Origin of the sequence: Lacinutrix algicola (genome assembly GCF_001418085.1) — a bacterium.
Taxonomy (GTDB): Bacteria; Bacteroidota; Bacteroidia; order Flavobacteriales; family Flavobacteriaceae; genus Lacinutrix; species Lacinutrix algicola.
Map to the genome: position 1 here is coordinate 146,095 of NZ_LIQH01000020.1, position 24,881 is coordinate 170,975.

Here is a 24,881-nt window from a genome sequence, read left to right on the forward strand (position 1 = left end):
TCTCAGGTAAACTAAAGTGTTGTTTTGTAATTAGAAATCAATAAGTTATACTAAAGGGTTAATTAAACAAAGCATTAATTAAGTATAGTAGATGTTAAATTATAAACTATCTTTGCACCCTCAAAAATAGTTGAGAATAAAATTAGAAGCAATGAGTAAACAAGGCGGACAAAGACAAGGAAAATCTGCTCCAAATGGAGGAAAGAAAGCTTACAAAAATAATTCAGGAAAAGATAATACTGGAATAAATAAATCGAACTCTAAAGGAAAAAAAGCAGTTCAGCCTAAAAAAGGAGCTGTTTCAGACGAGATTCGTTTAAATAAATATATTGCTAATTCAGGTGTCTGTTCACGTCGTGATGCAGATGTGCACATTGCAACTGGTTTAGTAAGTGTAAATGGAAAGGTAGTCGTAGAAATGGGCTATAAAGTAAAAATAGATGATGAAGTTCGTTACGATGGATCAAGAATAACTCCTGAGAAAAAAGCTTATGTTCTATTAAATAAACCAAAAGGTTTTGCAACCACAACAAGTGAGCATAAAGGTAGAACAGTTATGGATCTTGTAGCTAATGCTACACCATCTCGTATAAAGCCAATAGGGCGTTTGGGTAGAAATTCTACAGGTTTATTATTGTTTACAAACGATTCTAAAGTTGTATCTCGTTTTACAAGTTCTAATAAAGGTGTTGAGCGTTTATTTCATTTAGAATTAGATAGCAATTTAAAACTAGACGATTTAAAGAAAATTCGTGAGGGTGTTCGTATTGAAGGAAAGTTAATTACTGTAGAAGAAATTGACTATGTAAACGATAAGAAAAACGAAATAGGTATAAAAATTAAGAATACAGGTAACACTGTGTTACATACTATATTCGATTATTTTAAACATGAATTAGTAAGAATAGATTGCGTGCAAATAGCACATTTAACTAAAAAAGATATTCCTAGAGGTAACTGGAAAATATTAACAGAGCAGGAAGTGCAAATGTTAATGATGATGTAAACTATTACGTCAAGAAAGATTATAAAAACCGAGCGATGCTCGGTTTTTTTTGTTTTAAAAAATTATGTTAACAATTGTAAAACAATAAGTTAAAACAGTCTTAAGGATTGGTATTAAGACAAGAAGTGCCATTATTTTTATGTAATTTTAGATAGCATTCAAAAGCCATTTATTTGGTTTGGTACTAAAAAATAGTGCGTTCTTAACTTTAAAACATGACTATGAAATTTTCTAATCTTTCAGTATTGTACATAAATTGTACATTAAAAAAATCACCTCAAAAAAGTCATACAGATACTTTAATGAAAGTCTCTCAAAGCATTCTAAAAAAAGAGAATGTAACTTTCGAAACTATTCGATTAATAGACGAGGATGTTGCAACAGGCGTTTATCCGGACATGACAGAGCACGGTTTCGATAAAGATAGTTGGCCAGGAATTTTTGAAAAAGTAATGGCTGCAGATGTACTTATAATTGGAACTCCAATTTGGTTGGGAGAGAAATCTTCTGAAGCACAAAAATTAATAGAGCGTTTGTATGCAATGAGTTCTCAAACTAATGATAAAGGACAATACATATTTTACGGTAAAGTAGGAGGTTGTATGGTTACTGGTAACGAAGATGGTGTTAAACATTGTGCAATGGGAATACTTTATGCTATGCAACATGTCGGTTATTCTATACCGCCACAAGCAGATTCTGGTTGGATAGGTAAAGTAGGTCCAGGACCAAGTTATGGTGATACAGAATTTGGTGGAGAGAAATTAAAATCTCCAGTTGGTTTCGATTCTGATTTTACAAATAGAAATACCACATTCATGACATATAATTTACTGCATTTAGCCAAAATGATGAAAGCAAATAATGGTTATGATAATTATGGGAATTCTAGAAAAGAATGGGATGATGGTACACATTGGGCTTTCGAAAATTCAGAATACAGATAAATAATAGGTGATTTTTATTGTGCTAACACATATATTATTAGTGTGTTAGGAGTGTTTGAAATGGTTTTGTAAAAAATAATAACTTTTTTCATTGTAATTCAAAAAAAAGTATTTCATTTGTCACGACAAAAATAACACTTGTTTTTTGCAAGTTTTATAGCTGAACAAATTGAACCATGTTTATACGTTCGGGCTTTTGGACATTAGGAAGTCATTTTCAAAAGCAGCTTATCGATTAAGCAACCGAATTTTAGAGCTAACTTCCGCTTTAACTACAATTGTTGCTAGCCAGCATAATTATGGCTTTGTGCCTACAACAGACCTAATTATACAGGTCTGAATTCTTCACTATTATTTAAACTGAACTAAATTTCAGTCCTTTTTTTAATTGTTTTCAATTTTAACATTTTTATTAAATAATAATGAATACTAAATATATTGATTTAATCAATCAAACTTTCGATTTCCCACAAGAGGAATTCACACTAGAAAAAAACCAATTACAATTTCATGGTATCGATCTTATGAAATTAGTAGAAGAATACGGTGGGCCTTTAAAATTCACTTATTTACCACAAATATCTAATAACATTCAGCGTGCAAAACAATGGTTTGCAAATGCAATAGAAAAGCATAATTATAAGGGTAATTATAATTATTGCTATTGTACTAAGAGTTCACATTTTAAGCACATTTTAAATGAAGCTTTAAAAAACGATATACACATAGAAACATCATCTGCTTTCGATATTGATATTGTAGAAAATCTGAAAGCTGAAGGAAAAATAAATAACGATACTTTTATAATTAGTAACGGTTTTAAGCGTGCACAATACATTACAAACATTGCACGATTAATAAATGGCGGACAGAAAAACTGTATTCCAATTATAGATAATTACGAGGAAATCGATTTATTGTCTGAGCAAGTAAAAGGAAAATATAACATTGGTATTCGTATAGCATCTGAAGAAGAGCCAAAATTCGAGTTTTACACGTCGCGTTTAGGTATTGGTTACAAGAATATTGTACCTTTTTATAAAAACCAAATTCAGGATAATAAAAAAGTAAACCTTAAAATGTTACACTTTTTTATTAATACAGGAATTCGCGATAATGCCTATTACTGGAACGAATTACAAAAATGTCTAAAGGTTTACACTAGCTTAAAGAAAATTTGTCCAAGTCTAGATAGTTTAAATATTGGTGGTGGATTTCCTATTAAAAACTCATTAGTATTCGATTTCGATTATGAGTATTTAGTAGATGAAATTGTAAATCAAATTAAAACAACCTGTGAAGAAGAAGGTGTAGATGTGCCAAATATTTTCACAGAGTTTGGAAGCTTTACAGTTGGAGAAAGTGGTGGAGCCATTTACGAAATTTTGTACCAAAAACAACAAAACGATCGTGAGAAATGGAACATGATAAACTCTTCTTTTATCACAACATTGCCAGATACTTGGGCAATTAACAAACGTTTTGTAATGCTACCTCTTAACAGATGGGAATCTAGTTACGAGCGTGTTTTACTTGGTGGTTTAACTTGTGATAGTGACGATTATTACAATAGTGAACAACATATGAATGCTATTTATTTACCAAAATACAACAAAGAAAAACCATTATATATTGGCTTTTTTAACACAGGTGCATACCAAGAAACTATAGGTGGTTTTGGAGGTTTGCAACACTGCCTAATACCGTCACCAAAACACATTTTAATAGATAAAGATGCAGACGGAAATATAACAACAAAACTATTTAGTGAACAACAAAAAAGTGAAGACTTACTTAAAATTTTAGGTTATGCAAAGTAAAACTTATGCAGGTATTTCGGAAGAGTTTTCGAAACTTGATACAGCAAAAATCGTATTAATTCCTGTGCCTTACGATGGTACTAGCACTTGGCAAAAAGGTGCAGATAAAGGTCCTGAAGCATTTTTAAATGCATCAGAAAACATGGAGCTTTACGATATTGAAACAGAAACAGAAGTTTATAAACAAGGTGTTTATCTTGCAGATTCTGTAACTGAAAATACTTCTCCAGAAGCAATGGTAGAAGCGGTACATAAGGCAACAAAAAGCTACATAAAAAAGAACAAGTTCGTTACTATTTTTGGAGGTGAACATTCAATTTCTATAGGTACTATTCGTGCTTTTAACGAAATGTATAAAAACCTTACTGTATTACAATTAGATGCGCATGCAGATTTGCGTACAGAATACGAAGGTTCTAAATGTAACCACGCTTGTGCAGTATACGAAGCTAGCCAGACTACAAATTTAATACAAGTTGGTATTCGCTCTATGGATGTTATAGAAACTACGGTTATGGACAAAGAAAAAACATACTTTGCTCATGAAATGGCTATCGATGATACTTGGGTGGATTCTTCAATAGATCAAATGACAGAAAATGTTTTTATTACTATAGATTTAGATGTTTTCGATCCTTCAATTATGCCAAGTACTGGAACTCCAGAACCGGGCGGTTTATTATGGTATGAAACATTAGAGTATTTAAAGCAGGTTTTCGAAGAGAAAAATGTTGTAGGATTTGATATTGTAGAATTATGCCCTAATAAAGACGAAAAATCTTCAGATTTTTTAGCAGCTAAATTGTACTACAAAATGCTGAGTTATAAGTTTAAAAGTGAAGATGTTAAAAACGACTTTGATAATGAATATAAGACTTTAAAAGAAAAAAATAACAGTGCCAAATACAACGAAGACGATGAGTACTAAAGGACCAATTTCTCAATTTATAGAAAAACATTATTTACATTTTAATGCGGCAGCTTTGGTTGATGCAGCAAAAGGTTACGAAGCACAACTAGAAAGTGGTGCAAAAATGTTAGTGTCTCTTGCAGGAGCTATGAGTACTGCAGAACTTGGAAAAAGTTTTGCAGAAATGATTAGACAAGACAAAGTGCAAATTATCTCTTGTACAGGTGCAAACCTTGAGGAAGATATTATGAATTTAGTTGCGCACTCACATTACAAACGTGTGCCTAACTATCGAGATTTAACACCTCAAGATGAGTGGGATTTACTTGAAAAAGGTTTAAACCGTGTTACAGATACTTGTATTCCAGAGGAAGAAGCATTTAGAAGGTTGCAAAAGCATATTGTAAAAATCTGGAAAGATGCAGAAGCTGCTGGTGAGCGTTTTTTACCACACGAGTACATGTACAAAATGTTATTATCTGGTGTTTTAGAAGAATACTACGAAATAGATTTAAAAGATTCATGGATGTATGCTGCAGCAGAAAAAAACTTACCTATTGTTTGCCCAGGTTGGGAAGACAGTACAATGGGTAATATTTTTGCTAGTTACGTGCTTAAAGGCGAACTTAAAGCTAGTACTGTAAAATCTGGTATTGAGTACATGACATTTTTAGCAGATTGGTATACTGATAACTCATCTAAAGGAATTGGTTTCTTTCAAATTGGAGGTGGAATTGCAGGAGATTTCCCTATTTGTGTAGTACCAATGTTATACCAAGATATGGAGCGTCCAGAAACACCATTTTGGAGTTATTTCTGTCAAATAAGTGATTCTACAACAAGTTACGGTTCGTATTCTGGTGCAGTACCAAATGAGAAAATTACTTGGGGAAAACTAGATATTGATACACCTAAATTTATAATAGAAAGTGATGCTACAATTGTTGCACCTTTAATATTTGCATACCTTTTAGGTGAGTAATGGAAGAGCATAAAATAGAAAATATAGAATTAAAGTACTTAACTGTTGACGATTTTGAGGAATTAAAATCGGCAACACTTGAGTCTTATGGTGGTGTACTTGATTCTTTTTGGAAGAAAGATCACATCGCTCGCTTAACTACTATTTTCCCAAAAGGACAAGTAGTTATAAAAATCGATGGAAAGTTAGCTGGTTGCGCTTTGTCTCTTGTTGTAGACTACGATAAGATTGAAGATAACCATACTTATGCCGATATTATTGAGGGCGATAAATTTAAAAACCACGATCCAGATGGCGATGTGCTTTATGGAATAGATGTTTTTATTAAGCCAGAATATAGAGGTTTGCGTTTAGGTAGACGTTTATACGATTATAGAAAAGAAGTTTGCGAAGAATTAAACTTAAAAGGAATTGTTTTTGGAGGTAGAATGCCAAACTATCATAAGTTTCAAAGTGAGCTTACACCTAAAGAATATATAGAAAAGGTTAAGCGTAAAGAAATTCATGATCCAGTTTTAAACTTTCAAATTTCTAACGACTTTCATCCTTTAAGAATTATAAAAGGTTATTTAGAAGGCGATACAGCATCAAACGAATATGCTGTTTTAATGGAGTGGGATAACGTTTATTATGTTAAACAAAATAAGAAGGCAAGTACAGTAAAAACTGTTGTTAGATTAGGTTTAATACAATGGCAAATGCGCACCTACAATAGCTTAGAGGAGCTTATGCAACAGGTAGAGTATTTTGTGGATAGTGTTGCGGCATACAGATCGGATTTTGCACTATTCCCAGAGTTTTTTAATGCACCGCTTATGGCAAAGTATAACCATTTACACGAGCCAGATGCTATTAGAGAATTAGCAAAATATACTAAGGTTATTGTAGAGAAAATGCAGCAACTGTCTATCTCTTATAATATTAATATTATTACTGGTAGTATGCCAGAATTAATAGACGATAACCTTTTTAACGTAGGTTATTTATGTCGTAGAGATGGAAGTTTAGAACGTTACGAAAAAATACATGTTACACCAGATGAAGCTAAAGTTTGGGGAATGCAGCGTGGTAATAAATTACAAACGTTCGAGACAGATGCAGGTAAAATAGGGATACTAATTTGTTACGATTCGGAGTTTCCAGAGTTGTCTCGATTACTTTCAGATGAAGGTATGGATATTCTCTTTGTTCCGTTCTTAACAGATACTCAAAATGGATATTCTCGTGTACGTTTATGTGCGCAAGCAAGAGCCATCGAGAACGAGTGTTATGTTGCCATTGCAGGAAGTGTAGGTAATTTACCAAATGTAAATAACATGGACATCCAATATGCGCAATCTGCCGTATTTACACCATGCGACTTTTCGTTTCCAAGCAATGGAATTAAAGCTGAAGCAACTACAAATACAGAGATGATTTTAGTTGCGGATGTAGATTTAAGTTTACTAAGAGAATTACATTCTTTTGGTGCAGTAAAAAACTTAAAGGATAGACGTAAAGATTTTTATAATGTTGTTAGAGTTAATGATAATAAATAGTATTTTTAAATTAATAAAAATATGATTTTCGCTTCTGCGGAAATAAACAAAAATAGTAATGAAAAACAGAAACGAAAATTTAAAGCGAGTGATAGTCGATTTTAAAAAATTGACTCCTGAAATTCTAGCGATGTTAGTAGATAAATTCCCTGATGGTTACGATGATCGTGATATTGTATCTTTTAAAAATGCAAAGAACGAACTTATTGAAGCTGTAGAGCTTATTACCGAAGACACAAAGTATTTGGTAAAAGTAAGTGCAAAGTTAGAAGTTACTATGGATAATTACGACGAGGACGATTACGAAGATTTCGATGATAATGATCCAGAGGCTGTACAAGATCCAAAAATGGATGAAAGTGATGATGATTTTTAAAAATAGAACTATTTTAATAATTTTAAAACGATAAAAAGCGAACATATTATAATACTATTTTAGGCAAGAGATTACGGTGTTTTACTAGAAGTAAAATGTAGTTTTCAAAGATTTTTAAATAACAATTAAACTATTCAAAATGAAGTCAAAAAATATAGTACAAGTAGTAATGGTAGCTTTCTTTATGTTAGCACTATCAAGTTTTAAAGTTGAAACTAAAAAAGTTTCTATAGATCAAGAAGAGCAAACAATCTCAGCTATTTATGATGGTGCTGAAGATTACGGTTATAATTTTATTTTTACTAACGACGATGAAGATGAAAGTACAATAACGTTTCAAAATGTTAATGAAGATGTTTTAAAAGCATTCGATTTAAAATCTGAAGCATTAATAGGTACTAACATGAAAGTAACTTATTCAATTGTAGTTGAAACAGAAGAGGATGAGGATGGTTTTGAAAGTGAAACTGAAATTCTAACAATTACAAAATTGGAAAAAATAAAAAAGTAATTTACTTTATACTCAGACTAAAGGCTACCAATTGGTAGCCTTTAGTTTTTTACAGTAGAAAAACACTTGTTAAGTGTAGTTTTATTTTATTCACTTTTTTTAATAACGAATGGTAAATTGCTTGAATTATCTATGTAATACGCATTAATAAACTGTTTTAAGCTTTTATCTGTTTCCATCATTTTATATAATTTGTTTTTAGCTAATTTTGATAAAGCATCATTATTTAAACTATCAGGATTTTTTATTGCTTCTAAAAAGTAAGATCTAGTATTGGCTATAAATTTTGGTTGTCCGCTTTTTTCTTCATCAAAGGCAGTTATTATAGCTTCGTAAGTTATAGCTTCTATTAATGTTACATCCTTAGTACTGTTTAAATCGTTAAACTCATTTTCGCTAGAACAAATTTTTAATTTTAGTGTATTTTTAGAATTTACAATTAGAAAAAATCGAGAAGCAACTTCCATAACTTCTTCTGTAGAATAGAATGGTTTATTTTGTTTTTTAACATTTACTAAGCTCTCGAAATTAGAAACAAAGTGTTTGTCGTTAATCTGTTTTAAGAATGCTTTTTTAATTTGTATGGTATCAGGATACATTTTTATAAGAGCATCTAAATCTGTTTTTGATGAAAAGAAGTAAGTAAATCTTTGCTCATGATTTTTAATAAATTTTCCAATACTATCGTTAGAGCCTTTAATTTTTGTTTGTATTTTACTTAAAACTTTATCGTTAGTAGGTTTTTTTTGATATTCTAATTCTATGTAGTTTTCTGGATTTACAGTGCTTTCTGTGCTACAGCTAATTATTGTGAAAATTAGTAATATTAAAGTCAGATTTTTTAAATTCATTATATGGTTTGTTGGGAGAATTACTGTTTTTAAATTTGTTATAAACGCTTAATAACAAAACTAAGGTATAAATTTAAGATTCAATTTTAGAAGATAGTTTTTTCTTACTAAAGAATATTTCTTTAATAAAAACACTAAAAACAATTAAGTACTCTAGTCCAATAATCCAAAGATTCTCAGTGTTATCTGCATTCGCATAAGCGAGATAACTAATAATAACAATAAAACTCCACACCAATGGGAATTTGTGATTAGTAAACACGCTTAAAATTAAAATGGTTGCAATGTACCAAGGATGTACAGTTGTACTTAGAAACAAGTAAATAGTAAAACTAAAAAGCATAGTTGTAATTAGTTTTTTTGTGTTTATTTTTTTTGTAAAAAAAGATAAGCTAAGAATATATAAAACGGTAATAACAGGTAGTGCTTTGCCAATAATTGCAATCTCGTTGTAACCTCTAAACCAATAGCCAATTTCTCTAGCAATGTAATAAATACTTGCGTTAAACTCGAAATTACCAAACCATAAGCCTACAGTTTTACTATAGTTATTTATAAATTGAGTCGAGAAAAATGGAGCAAAAAGAAGTAGTGTTGTAAGTATTACAATGGAATAAAAACTAATGAGCCTTGTTATTCCTGCGAAAAAGGAAACGCGCTTTTTGTTTTTGGTTGTGTTAAGAGCTAATTCTGTTTGGTTTAATGTTGTATTGCGTTTTGAAAACCACCAAAAGAATAAAGGTAGAAACATAAGCGGAACTAGTTTAGTTGTAATTGATAAAGCAAAAACAACAGCTGCCCATTTCCATTTGTTACAATGTAATAAGTATAAACTCCAAACAAGAAAAAAGATCATGACACCTTCAAAATGCAAGTTGCCAGTAAGTTCTATTATTATAAATGGATTAAGTATGTACCATAAAATGTTGTGAACCGGAAGGTTAAGTTTTTTTAATAGTTTTTTACCAAAATAGAGCGTTCCAAAATCGGCAGCAATAATTAACAGTCTTAAAACCATTGCTGCTCCAACAATACTTTTATTCGCAAAAAAACCTGCGATAATAAAGCATAATTGATTTATTGGAGGATAGTTTGTAAAATGGCTTCCGTTTAATGGTCCCATTCCTGCATATAACTCTTCAGCTTGTGCAATTGGAAATTGATTATTTGTGATAAATAATTCTGGTGTATAGAGATAAGGATTTAGGCTTTCAAGAATAATACGTCCATCCCAAATAAATCTATAAAAATCTTGAGAAAGATTGGGTATTGCAAGTATAAATATAGCTCGGAATATAAAAGCTGTAAGTGCTAAAAACTTAAAATTATATTTATTTAGCTGTACAAGTTTATAGAATATAAAGAATACAGCAGTATATAATATAATGAGTTTAAAGTGTGCTGTACGTTCAAGGTTGTATGCAAAAACAAAATAAAGTACTGCGCTTATTAAGACTAATAATAGCGGTAATTTTTTTGTTTTTAATACTATTGAGTTGAACACGGTTAAAGCTATTCTATTAATTTAAGAGCTGAATTTTGGTAGACAGCGTTAACGATTGATGCGGCATCCTTTTTTGCCACTAAAAGCAAAAAAGATATAGCGGAAAGCGTGGTGCAGACTTTTTTGTCTGTAAACGCTCATAATAAAATTAAGCTTTAGAGGTTAAAGATTTAAAGAATACAAAACCAAAACCAATACAAAGCATAAGGTGAAAAGGGAATAAACCAAAATCTCCGCCTTGATCTCCAACTACAAAAGCGCTGTACATACCAAATGCAAAATATAACATTAGTAAGCCTTCGAAAATAACATTAATTGAAATGTTATTTTTTATATACTTGTTGCCTTTCCAGCTGTCTTTAAGTGTTTTGATATTAAATTTAGGTGTTCGTACAAATTCACTGCGTTTTCCTATATGTCCTTCTATAACAGCTATAGAGTTGTGCAAGCTAAAGCCCATTGCAATTGAGAAAAAAGTAAAAAACATTCCAATATATTTAACAAAGTTTTTAAAGCCTCCGCCATATGAGCGTTTGTACATATGCCAATAACAAATAAAGAAAATGATGGTACTTACCACAAAGAAACTCATTACATAAAAGTAAGGTTTTAAGTGTGCATATTCGTTTTTAATGTAAAGCATTGGGATACTTAATATACCTACAATAAGTACATTTAAAAACATGGTACTATTTAATAAATGAAGTAAACCATGAAGTTTTGTTTTAGGAGATAAGTTTTTGCTTTTTAAGACTCTCCACATCATTTTTCTAAAATTCTCTGCACCACCTTTATTCCAACGAAATTGCTGTGAGCGTGCGGCACTAATAACCACAGGTAATTCTGCTGGAGTTACAACATCTTCAAGATATTCGAATTTCCAATTTTTAAGTTGTGCTCTATAGCTTAAATCTAAATCTTCGGTTAAGGTGTCGCCTTCCCAATTTCCGGCGTCTAATATGCATTCTTTACGCCAAACACCAGCAGTACCATTAAAATTGATAAAATGACCTTTAGAGTTTCTGCCTACTTGTTCTAGTGTAAAATGTGCGTCTAAAGCAAAGGCTTGAATTTTTGTAAGTGTAGAGTAATTTCTATTTATGTGTCCCCAACGTGTTTGTACAACACCAATGTTGCTATCTGTAAAATGTGGAATTGTTTTTTTTAACCAGTCTGTTTGTGGTAAAAAATCGGCATCGAAAATGGCAATAAATTCTCCTTTTGCAATTTTTAAACCTTCCTTTAAAGCACCTGCTTTAAAACCTTCTCGGTTTGTTCTACAAATATGAACGATGTCTAATCCTTTTGCTTTAAGCGCAGCAATTTGAGAGTGTGTAGTTTCTACGGTGTTGTCTGTAGAGTCATCTAGCACTTGAATTTCTAATTTCTCTTTTGGGTAATCTATAAGAGCTATGTTTTCAAGTAAGCGTTCCATTACATACTCCTCATTAAAAACAGGTAACTGTATAGTAACGAAAGGAACTTTTTCTGGATTGTTAAAATCTAAAAAAGGTGTTTTTACTTTCTTTTTTTGAGCAGAAAGATAATTAAATAGTAAATTTAATTGAGCCAATGCATACATGAAAATAAGTAGCAATGCTATAGAGTAAATAATAATAATGACTAAGTTTAAATATATCACTTTTTGAAACTGTATTTAAAAATCCAACCTAATATCTTAAAACCTGCAAATATAGTACCTTTTAAGGTTCCAGAGACTTTAGAAACGCCTATTCTTTGTTTATATCTTACAGGTATTTCTATATAAGAGAGTTTTTGCTTTAAAGCTTTAAGTTGCATTTCTACTGTCCATCCATAAGTTTTATCTTGCATGTTTAAAGCTAATAACTCTTTATATTTAATTGCTCTAAAAGGCCCTAAATCTGTAAATTTTGCTCCAAAAAACAGCTTCATTAAAAAAGTAGCTAGCCAATTACCGAAAACTTGTTGCGGTGTCATTGAGCCACCTTCTCTAAGTTCTTTAACTCTAGACCCAACTACAAAATCTATATTGTCGTTTATAATTGGTGCTACAAGTTTTGTTAACTCTTCTGGGTAATCGCTATAATCGCCATCAAGAAAAACAATAATATCTGGTTTTTTACTAAGTTTAGCAATATAATCCATGCCTTTTAAGCACGCATAACCATAACCTTTATTGGTTTCTGTAAGTACTGTTGCTCCTGCATTTCTAGCATTAATAACTGTGTTGTCTGTAGAGTTGTTGTTTATAACAATAACTTCTTCTACACTATTTGGAATATCTCTTACAACATTCGCTATGGAGTCTTGCTCGTTATAAGCAGGTATAATTACTTTTATTTTGGGCATTTATTTAAGATCACTTAATTTATTTTCTTTCTTAAAAGTGGCCAAATCGGTCCACGTTTTAATTTTTTTTCCTTCGGAAAACTTACTTGCAGCTATTAGTTTTTCTTGTTTGTACATTAAACAATAGCCATTTTTTAGATTGTTTTTTAATTGACACCTATGGTTTATTTTTTCCATATTATCGTAAAACAACCACCAATTGGCTTTTGCACCATTTACAAAATGACCTTCTTTTTCTTTAGTACCATTATTTCTATAGAATTTCCAATAGTTGGTTTCTAAGCCAGATTTATAATCGCCTTTTTTTTCTAGCTTACCATTCTCGAAATAATAAGACCAAAAACCATCTTCTTGTCCATTTGTTAAATGACCTTCAGATTGTAGGTTACCATTATTATAGTAGTTCGCCCAATATGCTACAGGTTCTCCGTTTGCAAAGTTACCTTCTTTTTTAGTTTACCACTAAAGTGATAGAATTTCCAATAATTAGTAAACAAACCTTTACTATAGAAACCTTCGCGCATTAAATTACTATTGGTAAAATATTCTTTCCAGAATCCGGTTTCGCTTCCATTATCAAACTCACCAATTTTTTTTATCGTTTTATCTCTATAAAAGTAAGTCCAAAAACCTGTACGATTGCTGTTTGTAAAATGACCTTCGGATTCTAAGTTTTTATTATCGTAATAAAATTTCCAAAAACCTACATATAAATTGTTATTAAATTCACCTGTTTTTTCTAAGTTTCCGTTGCTGTAATAAAATTTCCAATGCTCTGTTTTAAGTTCATTTTCAATCCAACCTTCAGCTTTTAAAGTACCATCTTTATAATGTGTTTTTATATAGGTTTTTTCCGCGAAAGCGTTAAAACTTATAAATAGTATTAATACGAATAGTGTGTTTTTCATTGTAAGCTAAAACGCGATTAGATATATAAAGGAAATTTAGTTTTTGTTTAATAAGTCCATTAAATCTACATCGTTTCCTAATAATACTTCTGTCGGATTAATTCTTCCATCCATACTATCATTCTCTAATTTTAATACACCTCTTGGGCAAACAGCGCTACAAACACCACAACCTACACAACTAGAACGTACTATGTTTTCTCCTTTTTGTGCATAAGCACGAACATCTATTCCCATTTCGCAACTGTTAGAACAGTTACCACAAGAAATACATTGTCCGCCATTGGTTGTAATTCTGAATTTAGAGAATAAACGTTGTTGGATTCCCATAATAGTTGCCATTGGACAACCCATTCTACACCAAGCTCTGTTTCCTAAAATAGGATAGAATCCTGTACCAATAACTCCAGAAAATATAGAGCCAATTCCAAACCCGTAAAAGCTTCTTAATCCACTATCAAAACTATAAGTATTTTGGTTTAAACCAAAAGAGAAATAGCTAGCATCAATTTTTATTTGACTTAAGTCGAAAAATGAATAGAATACTAAAAAAGCAATAGTTAAAATGTAGTAACCAATAGCGCCTCTAAAAGCACTTTTGTTTAATTCTTTTCTTTTGTAATAAAGTATTCCTGCTAATAATAAGGTTAAGAATACACCAATACTAATTAAAAAAGCATTTTTAGTAAACCAGTATTTTTCTGAGTCGTAACCTAAATATGTAGAGATTACTGCTACTGTTGTTACTATAGAGAATACAAGTACAGAGTTAATCATCCATCTTTCAAACTTCCATGCTTTAACACCTTTGTTGCTTAACTGCCTGAAAGAATCTCCTGCTGTTTCTGCTAATCCGCCACAACCACAAACCCAAGAACAATACCAACGTTTACCGTATTTGTATGTTAAATAAGGCGAGATTACAAAAACCATTACAACACCTAAGATTAAGAAAAATAATCCTACTGTTTGTGCATTTATAAATTGGTCTACTCTCCATTGATCGAAAGCATAATAATTTAAAGGCCACATGTTTTTAAGATCGTTATATGGTAACGAAAAATCATCTGAGTTTAAACGCGCCATTAATTCTGGAATTACAAAAGCGAATGCTGTTTGAAAAAACATTACCGAACCTGTACGTAATTGTTGGTAACGGTTATGTCTGTATTTTAACATAAACTTGTATCCAAAAGCTAAAATAGCAACGGTATATAAAGTTCCGTAAACAAACCATTGACTGGCATTGTTACCACTTAAGAGATTACTTAAAGGATCGAAAAGAGCAATAAGTCCTGTATTTGCTTCTCCATTGGTTCCTAATCCTAATAATGCAGGAAAAAAGTAAAGTACAATATAAAATACGGTTAATACAATACCTAATGACCAACCTAAAACACCTCGTGATGTTAAAGATTTAAACCAAACACCATCGTTTTTTATACCTTCTAATTTAGTTAGGTAAGCTTCTCTAGAATATACAATAGTACCTCCTATAACTAAGCCTAATGACAGTGTTAAAAAAACAGCTCTATTTGGGAAATCTACATTAAATAAAGCGAGTACTAGTATAAATAATCCTATTAGGCCAAAGGCTAAAGCTATCTTTTGTTTTGTGGTTATGTTTAAAGCATCTGGTGATGCTAAAGACATACTGTGATCTATTTTATTGCTCATTTTATTGGATTATACTGTTTGTAATTGTTTGTTGTAAGATGCTAGAATGTCTTTTTCAAAATGTTTATAGAATTCTGGATCGAAGTTGGCTTCTGGTAGATTTTTTATTACATAATCTACATCTCGTTTTTCGGTTAACCAGCGATCGAATGTTTCGTGTCGCATTCTAATACCAAAAGTGTTTATTCCTAAAAATTGTTTAGTGTCTTTATGGTAAGCTACGGTTATACATTTTGTGTCATCCTCATGAATCCAATGAAAATGTTCTTCGTATTCAGGGCGACCACGATCTGCAAATACCCAACCGTAAGTTTGATACTCAATGTCTAAAAACTTAGCAGAATTAAACCAATGTCCTGGCTTATACTCAAGAGGATTACCACAAATGGTTTGTGCTAATACTTCTCCCATCATTCTGCCAGTATACCAAACGGCTTCAATTGGTCTGCGTTGTCCAATACCACCATCGCGTTGCTCGGCACAATCGCCAATAGCATAAACATCTGGAATATTTGTTTCTAATTGCCTGTTGACTAAAACACCTCTGTTAGTTTCGATATTAGATGTTTTAATAAAATCGATATTAGGTGCAACTCCAGCAGTTAAACCAACGACGTTACATTCTATTTCTTCTCCTGTTTCTGTAATGACTATAGATTTTACTTTTCCGTTTTCGTCAGATTTTATTTCTTTTAAGTTAGTCGATAAACGTAAATCTATGTGATGATTTTTAATATGCCTGTTAATCATGGCACTTTCACCTTTAGGTAAAACACCATTCCAGAAGCTATCTTCTCTTACTAAAAAGGTAACAGGTATGCTTCTAGAGTTTAACATTTCGGCTAATTCAATACCAATTAATCCGCCACCAACAATTACTGCACGTTTACAGGTTTTATTATCTGGAGCATTACGCTCTATACTATCAAGATCTTGTTTACTATATAGACCTTGTGCACCATCTAAATCTTGTCCCGGCCAACCAAACTTATTAGGTTTACTACCAGTTGCAATTACTAATTTATCGTATTGTAATGTGTCTCCTCCAGCAAAACGAAGTGTTTTAGATTCTGTTTCTACTGTTTCTACAAAACCTTTTTTAAGTTCGATACGGTTTTTTTTCCAAAACGAATTCTCGTAAGGTTGCGTATGCTCGAACTTCATGTGTCCCATATATATGTACATTAATGCAGTGCGCGAGAAAAAGTAATCGGTTTCGGCAGAAACGATAGTAATCTTTTTATCAGAATTTTTTCGAATGTGTCTGGCAACAGTTACACCCGAAATTCCATTTCCTATAATAACTACATGTTCCATATTGTTGGTTTGTTTTTTAATTCTATTCTTACTAGGTCGAGTTACAAGATAAAAACTTAATATTAAAATGGTATTTAGAATAGATATAAATTACTGGTGATTGTAAGGTTGATAGGATGGATGAGACGTTAATTTTTTTAACATTTTTTTGAAAGTTTTTGAAAGGGTTATAGACTGAAGCAAAAGTTATAACGATTAGAACGTAAATTTTATCTGAAGTTTTTCAGAAATATTAAAAGATTAAAAAAGACTGAAATGAAAAATATAATAGTAGTAGCATTAATTTTATTAGGAGGCTTTTCCGCGAAAGCGCAAAACCTAGATGTATTTTATAAACAAGCAGATGCTTTTTTTAAAGCGAATGTTTTAAATGGTAAAGTGGATTACGATGCCATTAAAAAAGATAGAAGTGCTCTTAACGAAGCATTAAAAACAGCAGCTGGAATTAATGTAGCTAAAAGTGATGCTAAAAATTACCAAGCCTTTTGGATAAACGCATACAACTTATCTGTAATTAAAGGTTTAGTAGATAATTATCCTACAAAATCACCTTTAGATGATAAGGGTTTTTTTGATAAAACAAAACATAGTTTAGGTGGTAAAAGTACAGTGTTAAACGATATTGAACATAAACTTTTAAGAGCTCAGTTTAAAGATCCTCGTTTTCATTTTGTATTAGTCTGTGGAGCCGTAGGTTGTCCTCCGTTAATAAATAAAGCTTATTTGCCAAGTACATTAGAGACTCAATTACAAAAACAAGCAAAATTAGCTTTAAATGGTACTTATTTTATTAAAGTGAATGCTAAAAAGAAGCGTGTTGCAGGTTCTAAAATTTTAGAATGGTATAAAGAAGATTTTATTATGAATGGTAAAACAGAGATAGAATACATTAATACTATTAGAACAGAGAAAATACCAACAGATTATAAGCTAACGTATTTTGAATACGATTGGAGAATAAACAAACAATAATAAATTAAGACTAAAATAAAACCAGAAAAATGAAAAAAATTATAGCACTAACGTTAATATTAACGATTAACTTTTTAGGATTTTCGCAAGAAGATGAAGAAACTACAAGAAGTAATGTACAAGAATTTACACCTAGTAAATTATTAAATAAAGGACAATGGGATATTAAATTTTTTAATAGTCTTTATACGCAAACAAAAAGTACAGGAGAAGGCACAGGAGAATCTTTTGATATTGACAGACAAAACTTTTTTACTAATACTACAGAGGTTTACACAGGTGTAAGTAATGATTCTAGAATTAACGTTGGTTTAATTGTACAGGTTAGAGCAAATAATTACGGAGGACAAAGTGCATTTAGTGTTTTCGATTTCGATAATAATGGTACCGATTCTAGAAGTGGTTTTACAACTATTGCACCATCTATAAGAGTTCAACCTTTTGCAAGTGTGCCTAATTTTTCTATTACTAGTTCTCTTTACTTACCAATATTTAAAGATGAAGCAGTTTCTGCATATTTAGATAAAAGAAGTACGTTTTGGGAAACTAAGTTTTTCTACGATAAAACTTTTGGAGGTGGAGATTGGCAAATATTCACAGAGGCCGATTTTGGTTTTAACTTTGGAGAATCTAGTACAGATGCTATAGAAAGTGGTGAAGCCGTTAATATTGGAGAGCGTTTTGCAAACAATAGTTTGTTTTTGCCTGTAAGTGCTTTTTTAAGTTATTTTCCTTCAGCTAAGTCTACATTATTTGTTAATGCACAACAAGCATTTTTAATAGATTTGGGTAACGAATTTGAACAAAATTATACACAATTAGGTTTTGGTGGAAAGTACCAATTAACACAAACATTAAATCTTGAAGCATCTTATGGTAAAATTGTAAGAGGTAATAATTTTCAAGGATTGGGGAATACTTTTAGCTTAGGTGTTAGAGCTTTATTCTAATAAGTTACATTTTAAATAAAATTGTATAGATAAATTATCCCGCTTTATTAGCGGGATCTTTTTCTTATATTTCGTGAATAATTGAACTCTATGAAATACATTAAACTTCTTTTTTTATCTCTATTTTGTATGTTGCAATCTTGCACATCGCAAACAAAAATTAATGGTGTAAGTTTTGTCGCTTCTAGAACAGCAATTACAGAGGAGCATGTAAATCCTGTGGTAGAAATCAACGCCAATTTTGCAGCAGTGATGCCTTTTGGGTTTATTAAAAATTTAAATAATCCAGAAGTTATTTACAATACCAAACAACAATGGTACGGTGAGAGTAGAGTAGGTGTAGAGCAGTATGCAAAAAGTTTAGATGCTAAAGGCATAAAAATAATGCTTAAACCTCAAATTTGGGTATCAAGAGGTCAATTTACGGGCTATATACAAATGGAAACCGAAAATAATTGGCGAAAGTTAGAAGAATCTTATTCGGGTTTTATTTTAGAGTATGCTAAGTTGGCACAAGATATTAACGCAGATATTTTTTGTATTGGTACAGAATTAGAGCAATTTGTAAGTAATAGACCAGAGTTTTGGAATACATTAATTGTAGATATAAAAAAGGTTTACAAAGGGAAATTAACTTACGCAGCCAATTGGGATGAGTTTAAACGTACTCCTTTTTGGAGCGAATTAGATTATATTGGAGTAGATGCATATTTTCCTGTTAGCGATAGCAAAACACCAACTGTAAAAGAGTGTTTAGAAGGGTGGAGAATGCATAAGCCAGTAATAAAAGAAGTATCAGATAGAAATAAAAAACCAATTTTGTTTACAGAATATGGGTACAGAAGTATAGATTATACAGGTAAAGAGCCTTGGAAATCTGATAGAAGTGACGGTTTTGTAAATCTTGAAGCACAGAATAATGCTACTAAAGCTCTTTTTGATGCTTTTTGGAAAGAAGATTGGTTTGCAGGTGGTTTTGTATGGAAATGGTTTCATGACCATGCTAATGTTGGTGGTGAGAAGGACAATAGATTTACACCACAAAACAAGCCTGTAGAGAAAATAATTAAATCACATTTTGAAAACCAGAAATGAGAATATTAACATTAATAGTAATTAGTTTATTTTTTGTCTCATGCTCTAATGATGACGATGATATTGCATTAGATTCAAATGTGTTATCTGAGTATATGAAAAATCGAATTACAGAAATGGGATCTGTAATTGCTTGTGCTGCGAGTGCTGAAAATGATAGCAATACTATTTTAACTTTTTATTATCCGGAAACAGGAGCAACAGATGTTCGTTTTTATGAGACTGAAACAGCTACTGTTAATAAATTTGAGTATTCTAAGTATAAACGTGTTGTTATGGAAAGTGATGCTTTTTTTAATGGTTATTTAGGTCTTTTTACAAGGCAGACTTCTACAGAAAAATGGATTGTTGTTACATACGAATTAAATAACGAGATTAAAATTTCCAATCCTATTCGTACAAAACAAATAGAAAAGGCAACCGTTTGGAATGCTGCTATTACTATTGATTTAGAGGAAGCATTAATGCCTCATTTTTCCTGGGAAGCAAATGCAATTGGAGACAATGCCATATACTTTCAAGTTGTTTCTAATATTAATGATGATTTGGTTTCTGGAACTTATACTTATGAAAATAATTTTAAGTTTTACGATGTTTCAAATGTGGTCTTAAATATAACTGAAGGTTTTCCAGAATTAGAAAACAATTTAAATTATAATTTTACACTAATGGATGTTAGCCTAGATAATTGGGTTAATTTAGTGTCTCAAAAAAGCTTTTAACACAAAATGAAATATAGTATAGCTCTTCTTTTCTTATTTAGTTTTTTTTTCAACGTTACTATTGCGCAAGAGAAAGTGATTTTAGATTTAAAGGTTCAAGGTAATAAAAAACTGAAGTCTTCATTTGTAAAAAAAATATCTAAAGCGAGAACAGGTGCGGTATTGGATTCTACAATTTTAGATGAGGATATTAAAAGATTAAAGCGCTTACCAGCTGTTGCTCATGCCTATTATCAAGTTTTTCTTTCAAATGATGATAATTATAATGTGTTTTATAATATTGAAGAGAATTTTACTATTATTCCTTCAGTAAATATTTATACTACCAACGATGATGAGTTCGCATATAGATTAGGATTATATGAGTTCAATGCACTTGGACAGAATATTGCTTTTGGTGGTTTTTATCAAAAAGACATTTTTAGTTCTTATGGTATTAATTTAAGAGCACCATTTCTATTTAGCAGAGAGTTAGGTTTGGCTATTAATCATCAAGATCTAAATACTAAAGAACCTGTGTTTTTCGATAATACAACGTCTGATTATAAATACAGAAACAAATCTTATGAGTTGCTTGCATTATATCAACCAAATTTTAAAAACCGTTTTGAGTTTGGAATTAATTATTTTCTTGAAGAATATAATTATTTAAGTGGAGCAACTAATCCATCTGTACCTCAAGAGTTATCTGTAAAGAAACTATTGTATAAAGGTATTTATGAATATAATAATTTAGATTATTATTATCAATACATTTCGGGTTTTAAAAGTGTTTTTAATGCGCAGTATGTTACATCTACTAGTAATGACTTACCAGAGTTTATTATTGCTTGGAATGATTTCCATTATTATAAAAGAGTGGGAGATAAAGGTAATTGGGCAAGTAGATTGCGTGTTGGTTTTTCATCTAATGACGAGACGCCTTTTGCGCCTTTTTCTGTAGATAATAATCTAAACCTAAGAGGCGTTGGAAACACAATAGATAGAGGTACAGGAGCTGTTGTTGTTAATACTGAGTATAGGCATACAATTTATGATAAAAGCTGGTTTGCACTTCAAGGTAATGCTTTTGTAGATGCCGGCTCATGGAGAAATCCAGGAGGTGATTTTGGAGATTTTGGGAAGTCTCAAAATATTAGAGTTTTTCCAGGTTTAGGTTTACGTTTTATACATAAACGTATATTTAATGCTATTTTTAGAATAGATTACGGTTTTGGTATTACCAAAGGAGAAACACAAGGTTTAGTTTTTGGTATTGGGCAATACTTTTAAAAAAAAGCTTCTTTATAATACGACTTTAGGCAAATTAGTTTTAGTTGAAATGAAAATGTTAGGCTATGTTTTTTTTATAATAAACATGTAAATCATTAGCACTGGCACCAAACCATTTTTTTAGATAAATTACCCAAAAATGATATTGTAGTTTCCATATGCCATGACGTTTGTAAAGCCTATCAGAAGTTTTTATTTTCTTATTGATAACTACAAATTCATTACGTTTATAAAGCTCGTTAATTAAGATGTTATCTTCATAAATGGTGAATTTTTCATTAAATCCACCAATATCTTCAAATAATGCTTTGGTAATAAACTGACTTTGATCACCACCTCTACAAGCACGCCAAGAAAATTGTGTAAGCCAGCTTGCTAAACGTAACCACCAATGGTTATTATTGAAGGTTAGACGAAAACAACCTGCTTGATTGTTCTCTTTTACTTCATCTATAATATATTTATCGTAATGGGTTGGAGGAAAGGAATCTGCGTGTAAAAAGTATAAAATCTCACCTTTTGCTACACTTGCACCAATATTCATTTGTTTGGCTCTTCCTTTTTTAGAGTGAATAAGCCTGACTTTTAAATCTAAACACTCTACAATCTCTTGTGAGCCATCTGTACTGCCGCCATCTACAACAATAATTTCTTGTATGTTTTGTAACGAAGCATTATCGATAAGATGAAAAAGAAGTTTTTCAATAGTATCGGCTTCATTTAAAATAGGAATTACTATCGAAATCATAAGTTTCACCTTCTGTCATTCCTGCGAAGTCAAGAATCTGCTTTTAAGTTTTTTGTTTTGTGAATACCTGTCTTCGCAGGAATGACAAAGTTTTAATTATTTAAATCCCAATTATAATCTAAATACGATTTGTTTGCTTTTTCTGAAATTGAAATATCCGAATACTTATTTAAAAAGTCTATTAAAGAACCATTTTGTTCGAAATCTTTTTTAAACCATTTAAAAATTTTAGATAATTTAAGATCGCTTTGAGAGATGTCGTTTCTGTTTTTATCAGATAAAAATTCTTTAGTAGCATTCGTTAATTGAGTATCTAAGTTTAAAGCTGTAAAAGCTTCGTTTTGTAATTTAGGACAAGAAAATGAAGCACATACAATAGCAAAATGAATTCTTGGTTCTTCCATTTTACGTAGTATTTGGTGTTCTATTTCTTCTAAATTATACCATTTATCACCTAGTTTCCATAAACGTTGTTCCCAAGGATCTTTGATGTCTTTTATACTTTGTAACGGATAGTTTCTAAGAATTAAGTCTATTGTTAATGCGTTATAAGCGTTAATCCAGTATGCTAATTTATCTTCTTTTTTCCATGTGTCTATAGGCATATTTTTTCCTAACGATGTAATGTAATTGGTCAAAGGCTTTCTATTAGACTTAAAGCTTTTGTAATCTACATTCCCTGCATCAGATACATGTTGTGTTAGTAGCTTGTGCCATATATTGTGATTAAAAGCTTCCGTACTAGCAATTATAGTTTCTTGTACAGTGATGTCTTTAACCTCGGTAGTAACTTCAGTTTTTTCTGGAACTTCGGTCGTAACAGGAATGTCTTCAACTTGTGGTGTTGCTTCATTTTTAACTTCAACCACTTCTTTACTCTCTTGTTTTGGAGTGTTATCTACTATCTTTTTTGTGCTGGAACACGATGATAAAATTAAAGCAAATACTAATAATATTAAATATCTCATTTTTTTAATGGGTATAATTCTTGACTGATAAAATCTTTTGGGAATGTTTCGTCTCCATCAAAACCAAGCTCTATATCTCTACCGTTATGTGGTATGTAGTCTGTTTTAAATAGGTAATCCCAAGTGCTTAATGTTAGTCCGTAGTTTACTCCAAACCTTGCATGTTCAGGTAGTTTTTTTACATGATGCCAAATATGCATTTTCGGATTATTAAAAACATATTTTAAAACACCATAATCCCAACCTAAGTTAGCATGATTTAAATGACCTACTGTAATACTAAAGAAATGAACAATAGCAACATGTTGCGCATCAAAACCACCAATTATAGCAATAGGAATATAAAGTAAAGATTTATATAGAATAGGTTCTGCCCAATGGTAACGTAAATGTGCAGCAAATCCCATTTCTTTTACACTATGGTGAACTTTATGAAAATTCCAAAGCCAAGTAAAACGGTGTAATAATCTATGTGTATTCCATTGAGAAAAATCACTCACAATAAAAAAGATTAGTAAGCCTAACCATAATGGTAAATCATCAACATCAAACAACTGAAAACTTGAGACTGAAAGTCCTACCAATCCTAAAATATCATTAAAAAAAGCTGCAGTAGTGTCTGTTAACGCAATGAGTATTATAAGATTTAAAATAAAGAAATTAAAGAACATGTAAAATGTATCTAACCAAAAATCTTTTCTAAAAATAGATTGATCTTTTCTCCAGGGAAATGCGATTTCAAGTATCCAAACTAAAATTGAAATAAAAATTAAACCATAAAAATAATTATCCCAATGGTTTATTGTAATAATTTCGTTTTTAAGATAATTCCAATAGCCAGAATAAGCATTTTTTATGATGTCTAAATATTTTTCCATATAACAGTTCTGTCGTAGATTTAAAGTAAAAATAACATATTTTTGTTGTAGGTTTCTTTGAAACCATTCATTTAATAAATAGTAGTATGAGAAAAATAGATAGTCTTTTAGCTGAATATGGAGAAAGTCACCAAACAAAATTTAATAAAATTGTACATTACTTTTGTGTGCCAGCTATTTTCTTTAGCCTTATAGGACTGTTTTCTGCTATACCAATAGGTTCTTTTTTGCAAGAAGTTGTACCAACTTGGTTAGCTCCTTTTATGCATTTAGGAACTTTAATTATAGTTTTGGGCTTGTTTTATTACTTACGTTTGTCTGTAACGCTTTTTATAGGAATGTTAGTTTTTTCAGCTTTAGTCCTTTTAGGAATAAATGTAATTGCAAGTGCTAATATTGCACCAGTTTGGGTGATAATGGTTGCTATTTTTGTAATTGCATGGATTGTACAGTTTGTTGGACATAACCATGAAGGAAAAAAACCATCATTTTTAAAAGATGTTCAATTTTTAATGATTGGTCCTGCTTGGACAATGAGCCATTTGTTTGAAGCATTAAAAATCAAGTTTTAAGAATTATAGAAATCTATATAAAAAAA

At 31.0% G+C, this 24,881-nt stretch carries 24 protein-coding genes; 14 read left to right on the forward strand and 10 right to left on the reverse strand.

The features are described from left to right. The first annotated feature begins 151 nt into the window (after positions 1-151). From ASC41_RS01405 to ASC41_RS01440, 8 genes are all read left to right on the forward strand, one after another. Positions 152-1,006 (forward strand): pseudouridine synthase, encoded by an 855-nt coding sequence (locus tag ASC41_RS01405; protein ID WP_055434882.1) that lies wholly within the window; start codon positions 152-154, stop codon positions 1,004-1,006. A gap of 221 nt (positions 1,007-1,227) precedes the next feature. Further along, a complete protein-coding gene (locus tag ASC41_RS01410) occupies positions 1,228-1,953 on the forward strand; it encodes a flavodoxin family protein (protein WP_083477113.1) in 726 nt (241 codons plus the stop codon). A gap of 422 nt (positions 1,954-2,375) precedes the next feature. Further along, positions 2,376-3,773: an arginine decarboxylase gene (locus ASC41_RS01415; RefSeq protein WP_055434854.1), complete on the forward strand. Its 1,398-nt coding sequence runs from the start codon at positions 2,376-2,378 to the stop codon at positions 3,771-3,773. After that, positions 3,763-4,701 carry an agmatinase gene (gene speB / locus ASC41_RS01420; RefSeq protein ID WP_055434855.1) on the forward strand — a complete coding sequence of 313 codons (939 nt, stop codon included), beginning with the start codon at positions 3,763-3,765 and terminating at the stop codon, positions 4,699-4,701. The genes ASC41_RS01415 and speB overlap by 11 nt, the downstream gene beginning before the upstream one ends. Next, a complete protein-coding gene (locus ASC41_RS01425; RefSeq protein ID WP_055434856.1) occupies positions 4,691-5,665 on the forward strand; it encodes a deoxyhypusine synthase family protein in 975 nt (324 codons plus the stop codon). Before speB ends, ASC41_RS01425 begins: the two co-directional genes overlap by 11 nt. Continuing rightward, complete coding sequence (locus tag ASC41_RS01430; RefSeq protein ID WP_055434857.1) at positions 5,665-7,203, forward strand: carbon-nitrogen hydrolase family protein; 1,539 nt, start codon at positions 5,665-5,667, stop codon at positions 7,201-7,203. Before ASC41_RS01425 ends, ASC41_RS01430 begins: the two co-directional genes overlap by 1 nt. 58 nt (positions 7,204-7,261) lie before the next feature. After that, complete coding sequence (locus ASC41_RS01435) at positions 7,262-7,579, forward strand: hypothetical protein (RefSeq protein WP_055434858.1); 318 nt, start codon at positions 7,262-7,264, stop codon at positions 7,577-7,579. A gap of 139 nt (positions 7,580-7,718) precedes the next feature. Continuing rightward, on the forward strand, positions 7,719-8,090 hold the full coding sequence (locus tag ASC41_RS01440) for a hypothetical protein (RefSeq protein WP_055434859.1): 372 nt from the start codon (positions 7,719-7,721) through the stop codon (positions 8,088-8,090). A gap of 86 nt (positions 8,091-8,176) precedes the next feature. Here ASC41_RS01440 and ASC41_RS01445 read toward each other — a convergent pair whose 3' ends face one another. The 7 genes from ASC41_RS01445 to ASC41_RS01480 all read right to left on the reverse strand — a co-directional run bounded on the left by ASC41_RS01445 (position 8,177) and on the right by ASC41_RS01480 (position 16,678). Then, entirely contained in the window at positions 8,177-8,941 is a 765-nt protein-coding gene (locus ASC41_RS01445) for a hypothetical protein (protein WP_055434860.1), read from the reverse strand. Between the two features lie 73 nt (positions 8,942-9,014). Then, positions 9,015-10,445 carry an MptA/MptB family glycosyltransferase gene (locus tag ASC41_RS01450; RefSeq protein ID WP_083477110.1) on the reverse strand — a complete coding sequence of 477 codons (1,431 nt, stop codon included), beginning with the start codon at positions 10,443-10,445 and terminating at the stop codon, positions 9,015-9,017. A 148-nt stretch (positions 10,446-10,593) separates the two neighbouring features. Next, complete coding sequence (locus tag ASC41_RS01455; RefSeq protein ID WP_055434861.1) at positions 10,594-12,027, reverse strand: cellulose synthase family protein; 1,434 nt, start codon at positions 12,025-12,027, stop codon at positions 10,594-10,596. A 56-nt stretch (positions 12,028-12,083) separates the two neighbouring features. Continuing rightward, on the reverse strand, positions 12,084-12,776 hold the full coding sequence (locus ASC41_RS01460) for a glycosyltransferase family 2 protein (RefSeq protein ID WP_055434862.1): 693 nt from the start codon (positions 12,774-12,776) through the stop codon (positions 12,084-12,086). Between the two features lie 416 nt (positions 12,777-13,192). Continuing rightward, positions 13,193-13,684, reverse strand: a complete 492-nt coding sequence (locus tag ASC41_RS01470; RefSeq protein ID WP_055434863.1) for a toxin-antitoxin system YwqK family antitoxin — start codon at positions 13,682-13,684, stop codon at positions 13,193-13,195. Between the two features lie 36 nt (positions 13,685-13,720). Then, positions 13,721-15,361 (reverse strand): 4Fe-4S binding protein, encoded by a 1,641-nt coding sequence (locus ASC41_RS01475; protein WP_055434864.1) that lies wholly within the window; start codon positions 15,359-15,361, stop codon positions 13,721-13,723. Positions 15,362-15,370: 9 nt separating this feature from the next. Next, on the reverse strand, positions 15,371-16,678 hold the full coding sequence (locus tag ASC41_RS01480; protein WP_055434865.1) for an NAD(P)/FAD-dependent oxidoreductase: 1,308 nt from the start codon (positions 16,676-16,678) through the stop codon (positions 15,371-15,373). 255 nt (positions 16,679-16,933) lie between these two features. On the opposite strand from ASC41_RS01480, the gene ASC41_RS01485 reads away from it, so the two are divergent. The 5 genes from ASC41_RS01485 to ASC41_RS01505 all read left to right on the forward strand — a co-directional run bounded on the left by ASC41_RS01485 (position 16,934) and on the right by ASC41_RS01505 (position 21,689). After that, positions 16,934-17,650 (forward strand): DUF547 domain-containing protein, encoded by a 717-nt coding sequence (locus ASC41_RS01485; protein ID WP_055434866.1) that lies wholly within the window; start codon positions 16,934-16,936, stop codon positions 17,648-17,650. Between the two features lie 29 nt (positions 17,651-17,679). After that, entirely contained in the window at positions 17,680-18,600 is a 921-nt protein-coding gene (locus tag ASC41_RS01490) for a hypothetical protein (RefSeq protein WP_055434867.1), read from the forward strand. A 90-nt stretch (positions 18,601-18,690) separates the two neighbouring features. Further along, positions 18,691-19,695, forward strand: coding sequence for a glycoside hydrolase family 113 (locus tag ASC41_RS01495; protein ID WP_055434868.1), 1,005 nt, complete (start codon positions 18,691-18,693; stop codon positions 19,693-19,695). Continuing rightward, on the forward strand, positions 19,692-20,417 hold the full coding sequence (locus ASC41_RS01500; protein WP_055434869.1) for a hypothetical protein: 726 nt from the start codon (positions 19,692-19,694) through the stop codon (positions 20,415-20,417). The genes ASC41_RS01495 and ASC41_RS01500 overlap by 4 nt, the downstream gene beginning before the upstream one ends. A 6-nt stretch (positions 20,418-20,423) precedes the next feature. Continuing rightward, the gene (locus ASC41_RS01505) at positions 20,424-21,689 is read left to right on the forward strand and encodes a BamA/TamA family outer membrane protein (RefSeq protein WP_055434870.1); all 1,266 of its coding nucleotides are present in this window, start codon (positions 20,424-20,426) and stop codon (positions 21,687-21,689) included. Positions 21,690-21,747: 58 nt separating this feature from the next. Here ASC41_RS01505 and ASC41_RS01510 read toward each other — a convergent pair whose 3' ends face one another. The 3 genes from ASC41_RS01510 to ASC41_RS01520 form a co-directional block, all read right to left on the reverse strand. Then, positions 21,748-22,437, reverse strand: a complete 690-nt coding sequence (locus ASC41_RS01510) for a TIGR04283 family arsenosugar biosynthesis glycosyltransferase (RefSeq protein ID WP_055434871.1) — start codon at positions 22,435-22,437, stop codon at positions 21,748-21,750. Positions 22,438-22,529: 92 nt separating this feature from the next. After that, positions 22,530-23,405, reverse strand: coding sequence for a DUF547 domain-containing protein (locus ASC41_RS01515; RefSeq protein WP_083477111.1), 876 nt, complete (start codon positions 23,403-23,405; stop codon positions 22,530-22,532). Then, positions 23,402-24,283: a sterol desaturase family protein gene (locus ASC41_RS01520; protein WP_055434872.1), complete on the reverse strand. Its 882-nt coding sequence runs from the start codon at positions 24,281-24,283 to the stop codon at positions 23,402-23,404. The genes ASC41_RS01515 and ASC41_RS01520 overlap by 4 nt, the downstream gene beginning before the upstream one ends. Positions 24,284-24,369: 86 nt before the next feature. Between ASC41_RS01520 and ASC41_RS01525 the strand changes: the two genes are divergently transcribed. After that, complete coding sequence (locus ASC41_RS01525; RefSeq protein WP_055434873.1) at positions 24,370-24,855, forward strand: Mpo1 family 2-hydroxy fatty acid dioxygenase; 486 nt, start codon at positions 24,370-24,372, stop codon at positions 24,853-24,855. Positions 24,856-24,881 lie beyond the last annotated feature (26 nt).

Coding starts and splice junctions, on each gene's coding strand:
- ASC41_RS01405 (WP_055434882.1), top strand. CDS start 152: ATGAGTAAACAAGGCGGACAAAGACAAGGAAAATCTGCTCCAAATGGA.
- ASC41_RS01410 (WP_083477113.1), top strand. CDS start 1,228: ATGAAATTTTCTAATCTTTCAGTATTGTACATAAATTGTACATTAAAA.
- ASC41_RS01415 (WP_055434854.1), top strand. CDS start 2,376: ATGAATACTAAATATATTGATTTAATCAATCAAACTTTCGATTTCCCA.
- speB (WP_055434855.1), top strand. CDS start 3,763: ATGCAAAGTAAAACTTATGCAGGTATTTCGGAAGAGTTTTCGAAACTT.
- ASC41_RS01425 (WP_055434856.1), top strand. CDS start 4,691: ATGAGTACTAAAGGACCAATTTCTCAATTTATAGAAAAACATTATTTA.
- ASC41_RS01430 (WP_055434857.1), top strand. CDS start 5,665: ATGGAAGAGCATAAAATAGAAAATATAGAATTAAAGTACTTAACTGTT.
- ASC41_RS01435 (WP_055434858.1), top strand. CDS start 7,262: ATGAAAAACAGAAACGAAAATTTAAAGCGAGTGATAGTCGATTTTAAA.
- ASC41_RS01440 (WP_055434859.1), top strand. CDS start 7,719: ATGAAGTCAAAAAATATAGTACAAGTAGTAATGGTAGCTTTCTTTATG.
- ASC41_RS01445 (WP_055434860.1), bottom strand. CDS start 8,941: ATGAATTTAAAAAATCTGACTTTAATATTACTAATTTTCACAATAATT.
- ASC41_RS01455 (WP_055434861.1), bottom strand. CDS start 12,027: ATGTATGCATTGGCTCAATTAAATTTACTATTTAATTATCTTTCTGCT.
- ASC41_RS01460 (WP_055434862.1), bottom strand. CDS start 12,776: ATGCCCAAAATAAAAGTAATTATACCTGCTTATAACGAGCAAGACTCC.
- ASC41_RS01470 (WP_055434863.1), bottom strand. CDS start 13,684: ATGAAAAACACACTATTCGTATTAATACTATTTATAAGTTTTAACGCT.
- ASC41_RS01475 (WP_055434864.1), bottom strand. CDS start 15,361: ATGAGCAATAAAATAGATCACAGTATGTCTTTAGCATCACCAGATGCT.
- ASC41_RS01480 (WP_055434865.1), bottom strand. CDS start 16,678: ATGGAACATGTAGTTATTATAGGAAATGGAATTTCGGGTGTAACTGTT.
- ASC41_RS01485 (WP_055434866.1), top strand. CDS start 16,934: ATGAAAAATATAATAGTAGTAGCATTAATTTTATTAGGAGGCTTTTCC.
- ASC41_RS01490 (WP_055434867.1), top strand. CDS start 17,680: ATGAAAAAAATTATAGCACTAACGTTAATATTAACGATTAACTTTTTA.
- ASC41_RS01495 (WP_055434868.1), top strand. CDS start 18,691: ATGAAATACATTAAACTTCTTTTTTTATCTCTATTTTGTATGTTGCAA.
- ASC41_RS01500 (WP_055434869.1), top strand. CDS start 19,692: ATGAGAATATTAACATTAATAGTAATTAGTTTATTTTTTGTCTCATGC.
- ASC41_RS01505 (WP_055434870.1), top strand. CDS start 20,424: ATGAAATATAGTATAGCTCTTCTTTTCTTATTTAGTTTTTTTTTCAAC.
- ASC41_RS01510 (WP_055434871.1), bottom strand. CDS start 22,437: ATGATTTCGATAGTAATTCCTATTTTAAATGAAGCCGATACTATTGAA.
- ASC41_RS01515 (WP_083477111.1), bottom strand. CDS start 23,405: ATGAGATATTTAATATTATTAGTATTTGCTTTAATTTTATCATCGTGT.
- ASC41_RS01520 (WP_055434872.1), bottom strand. CDS start 24,283: ATGGAAAAATATTTAGACATCATAAAAAATGCTTATTCTGGCTATTGG.
- ASC41_RS01525 (WP_055434873.1), top strand. CDS start 24,370: ATGAGAAAAATAGATAGTCTTTTAGCTGAATATGGAGAAAGTCACCAA.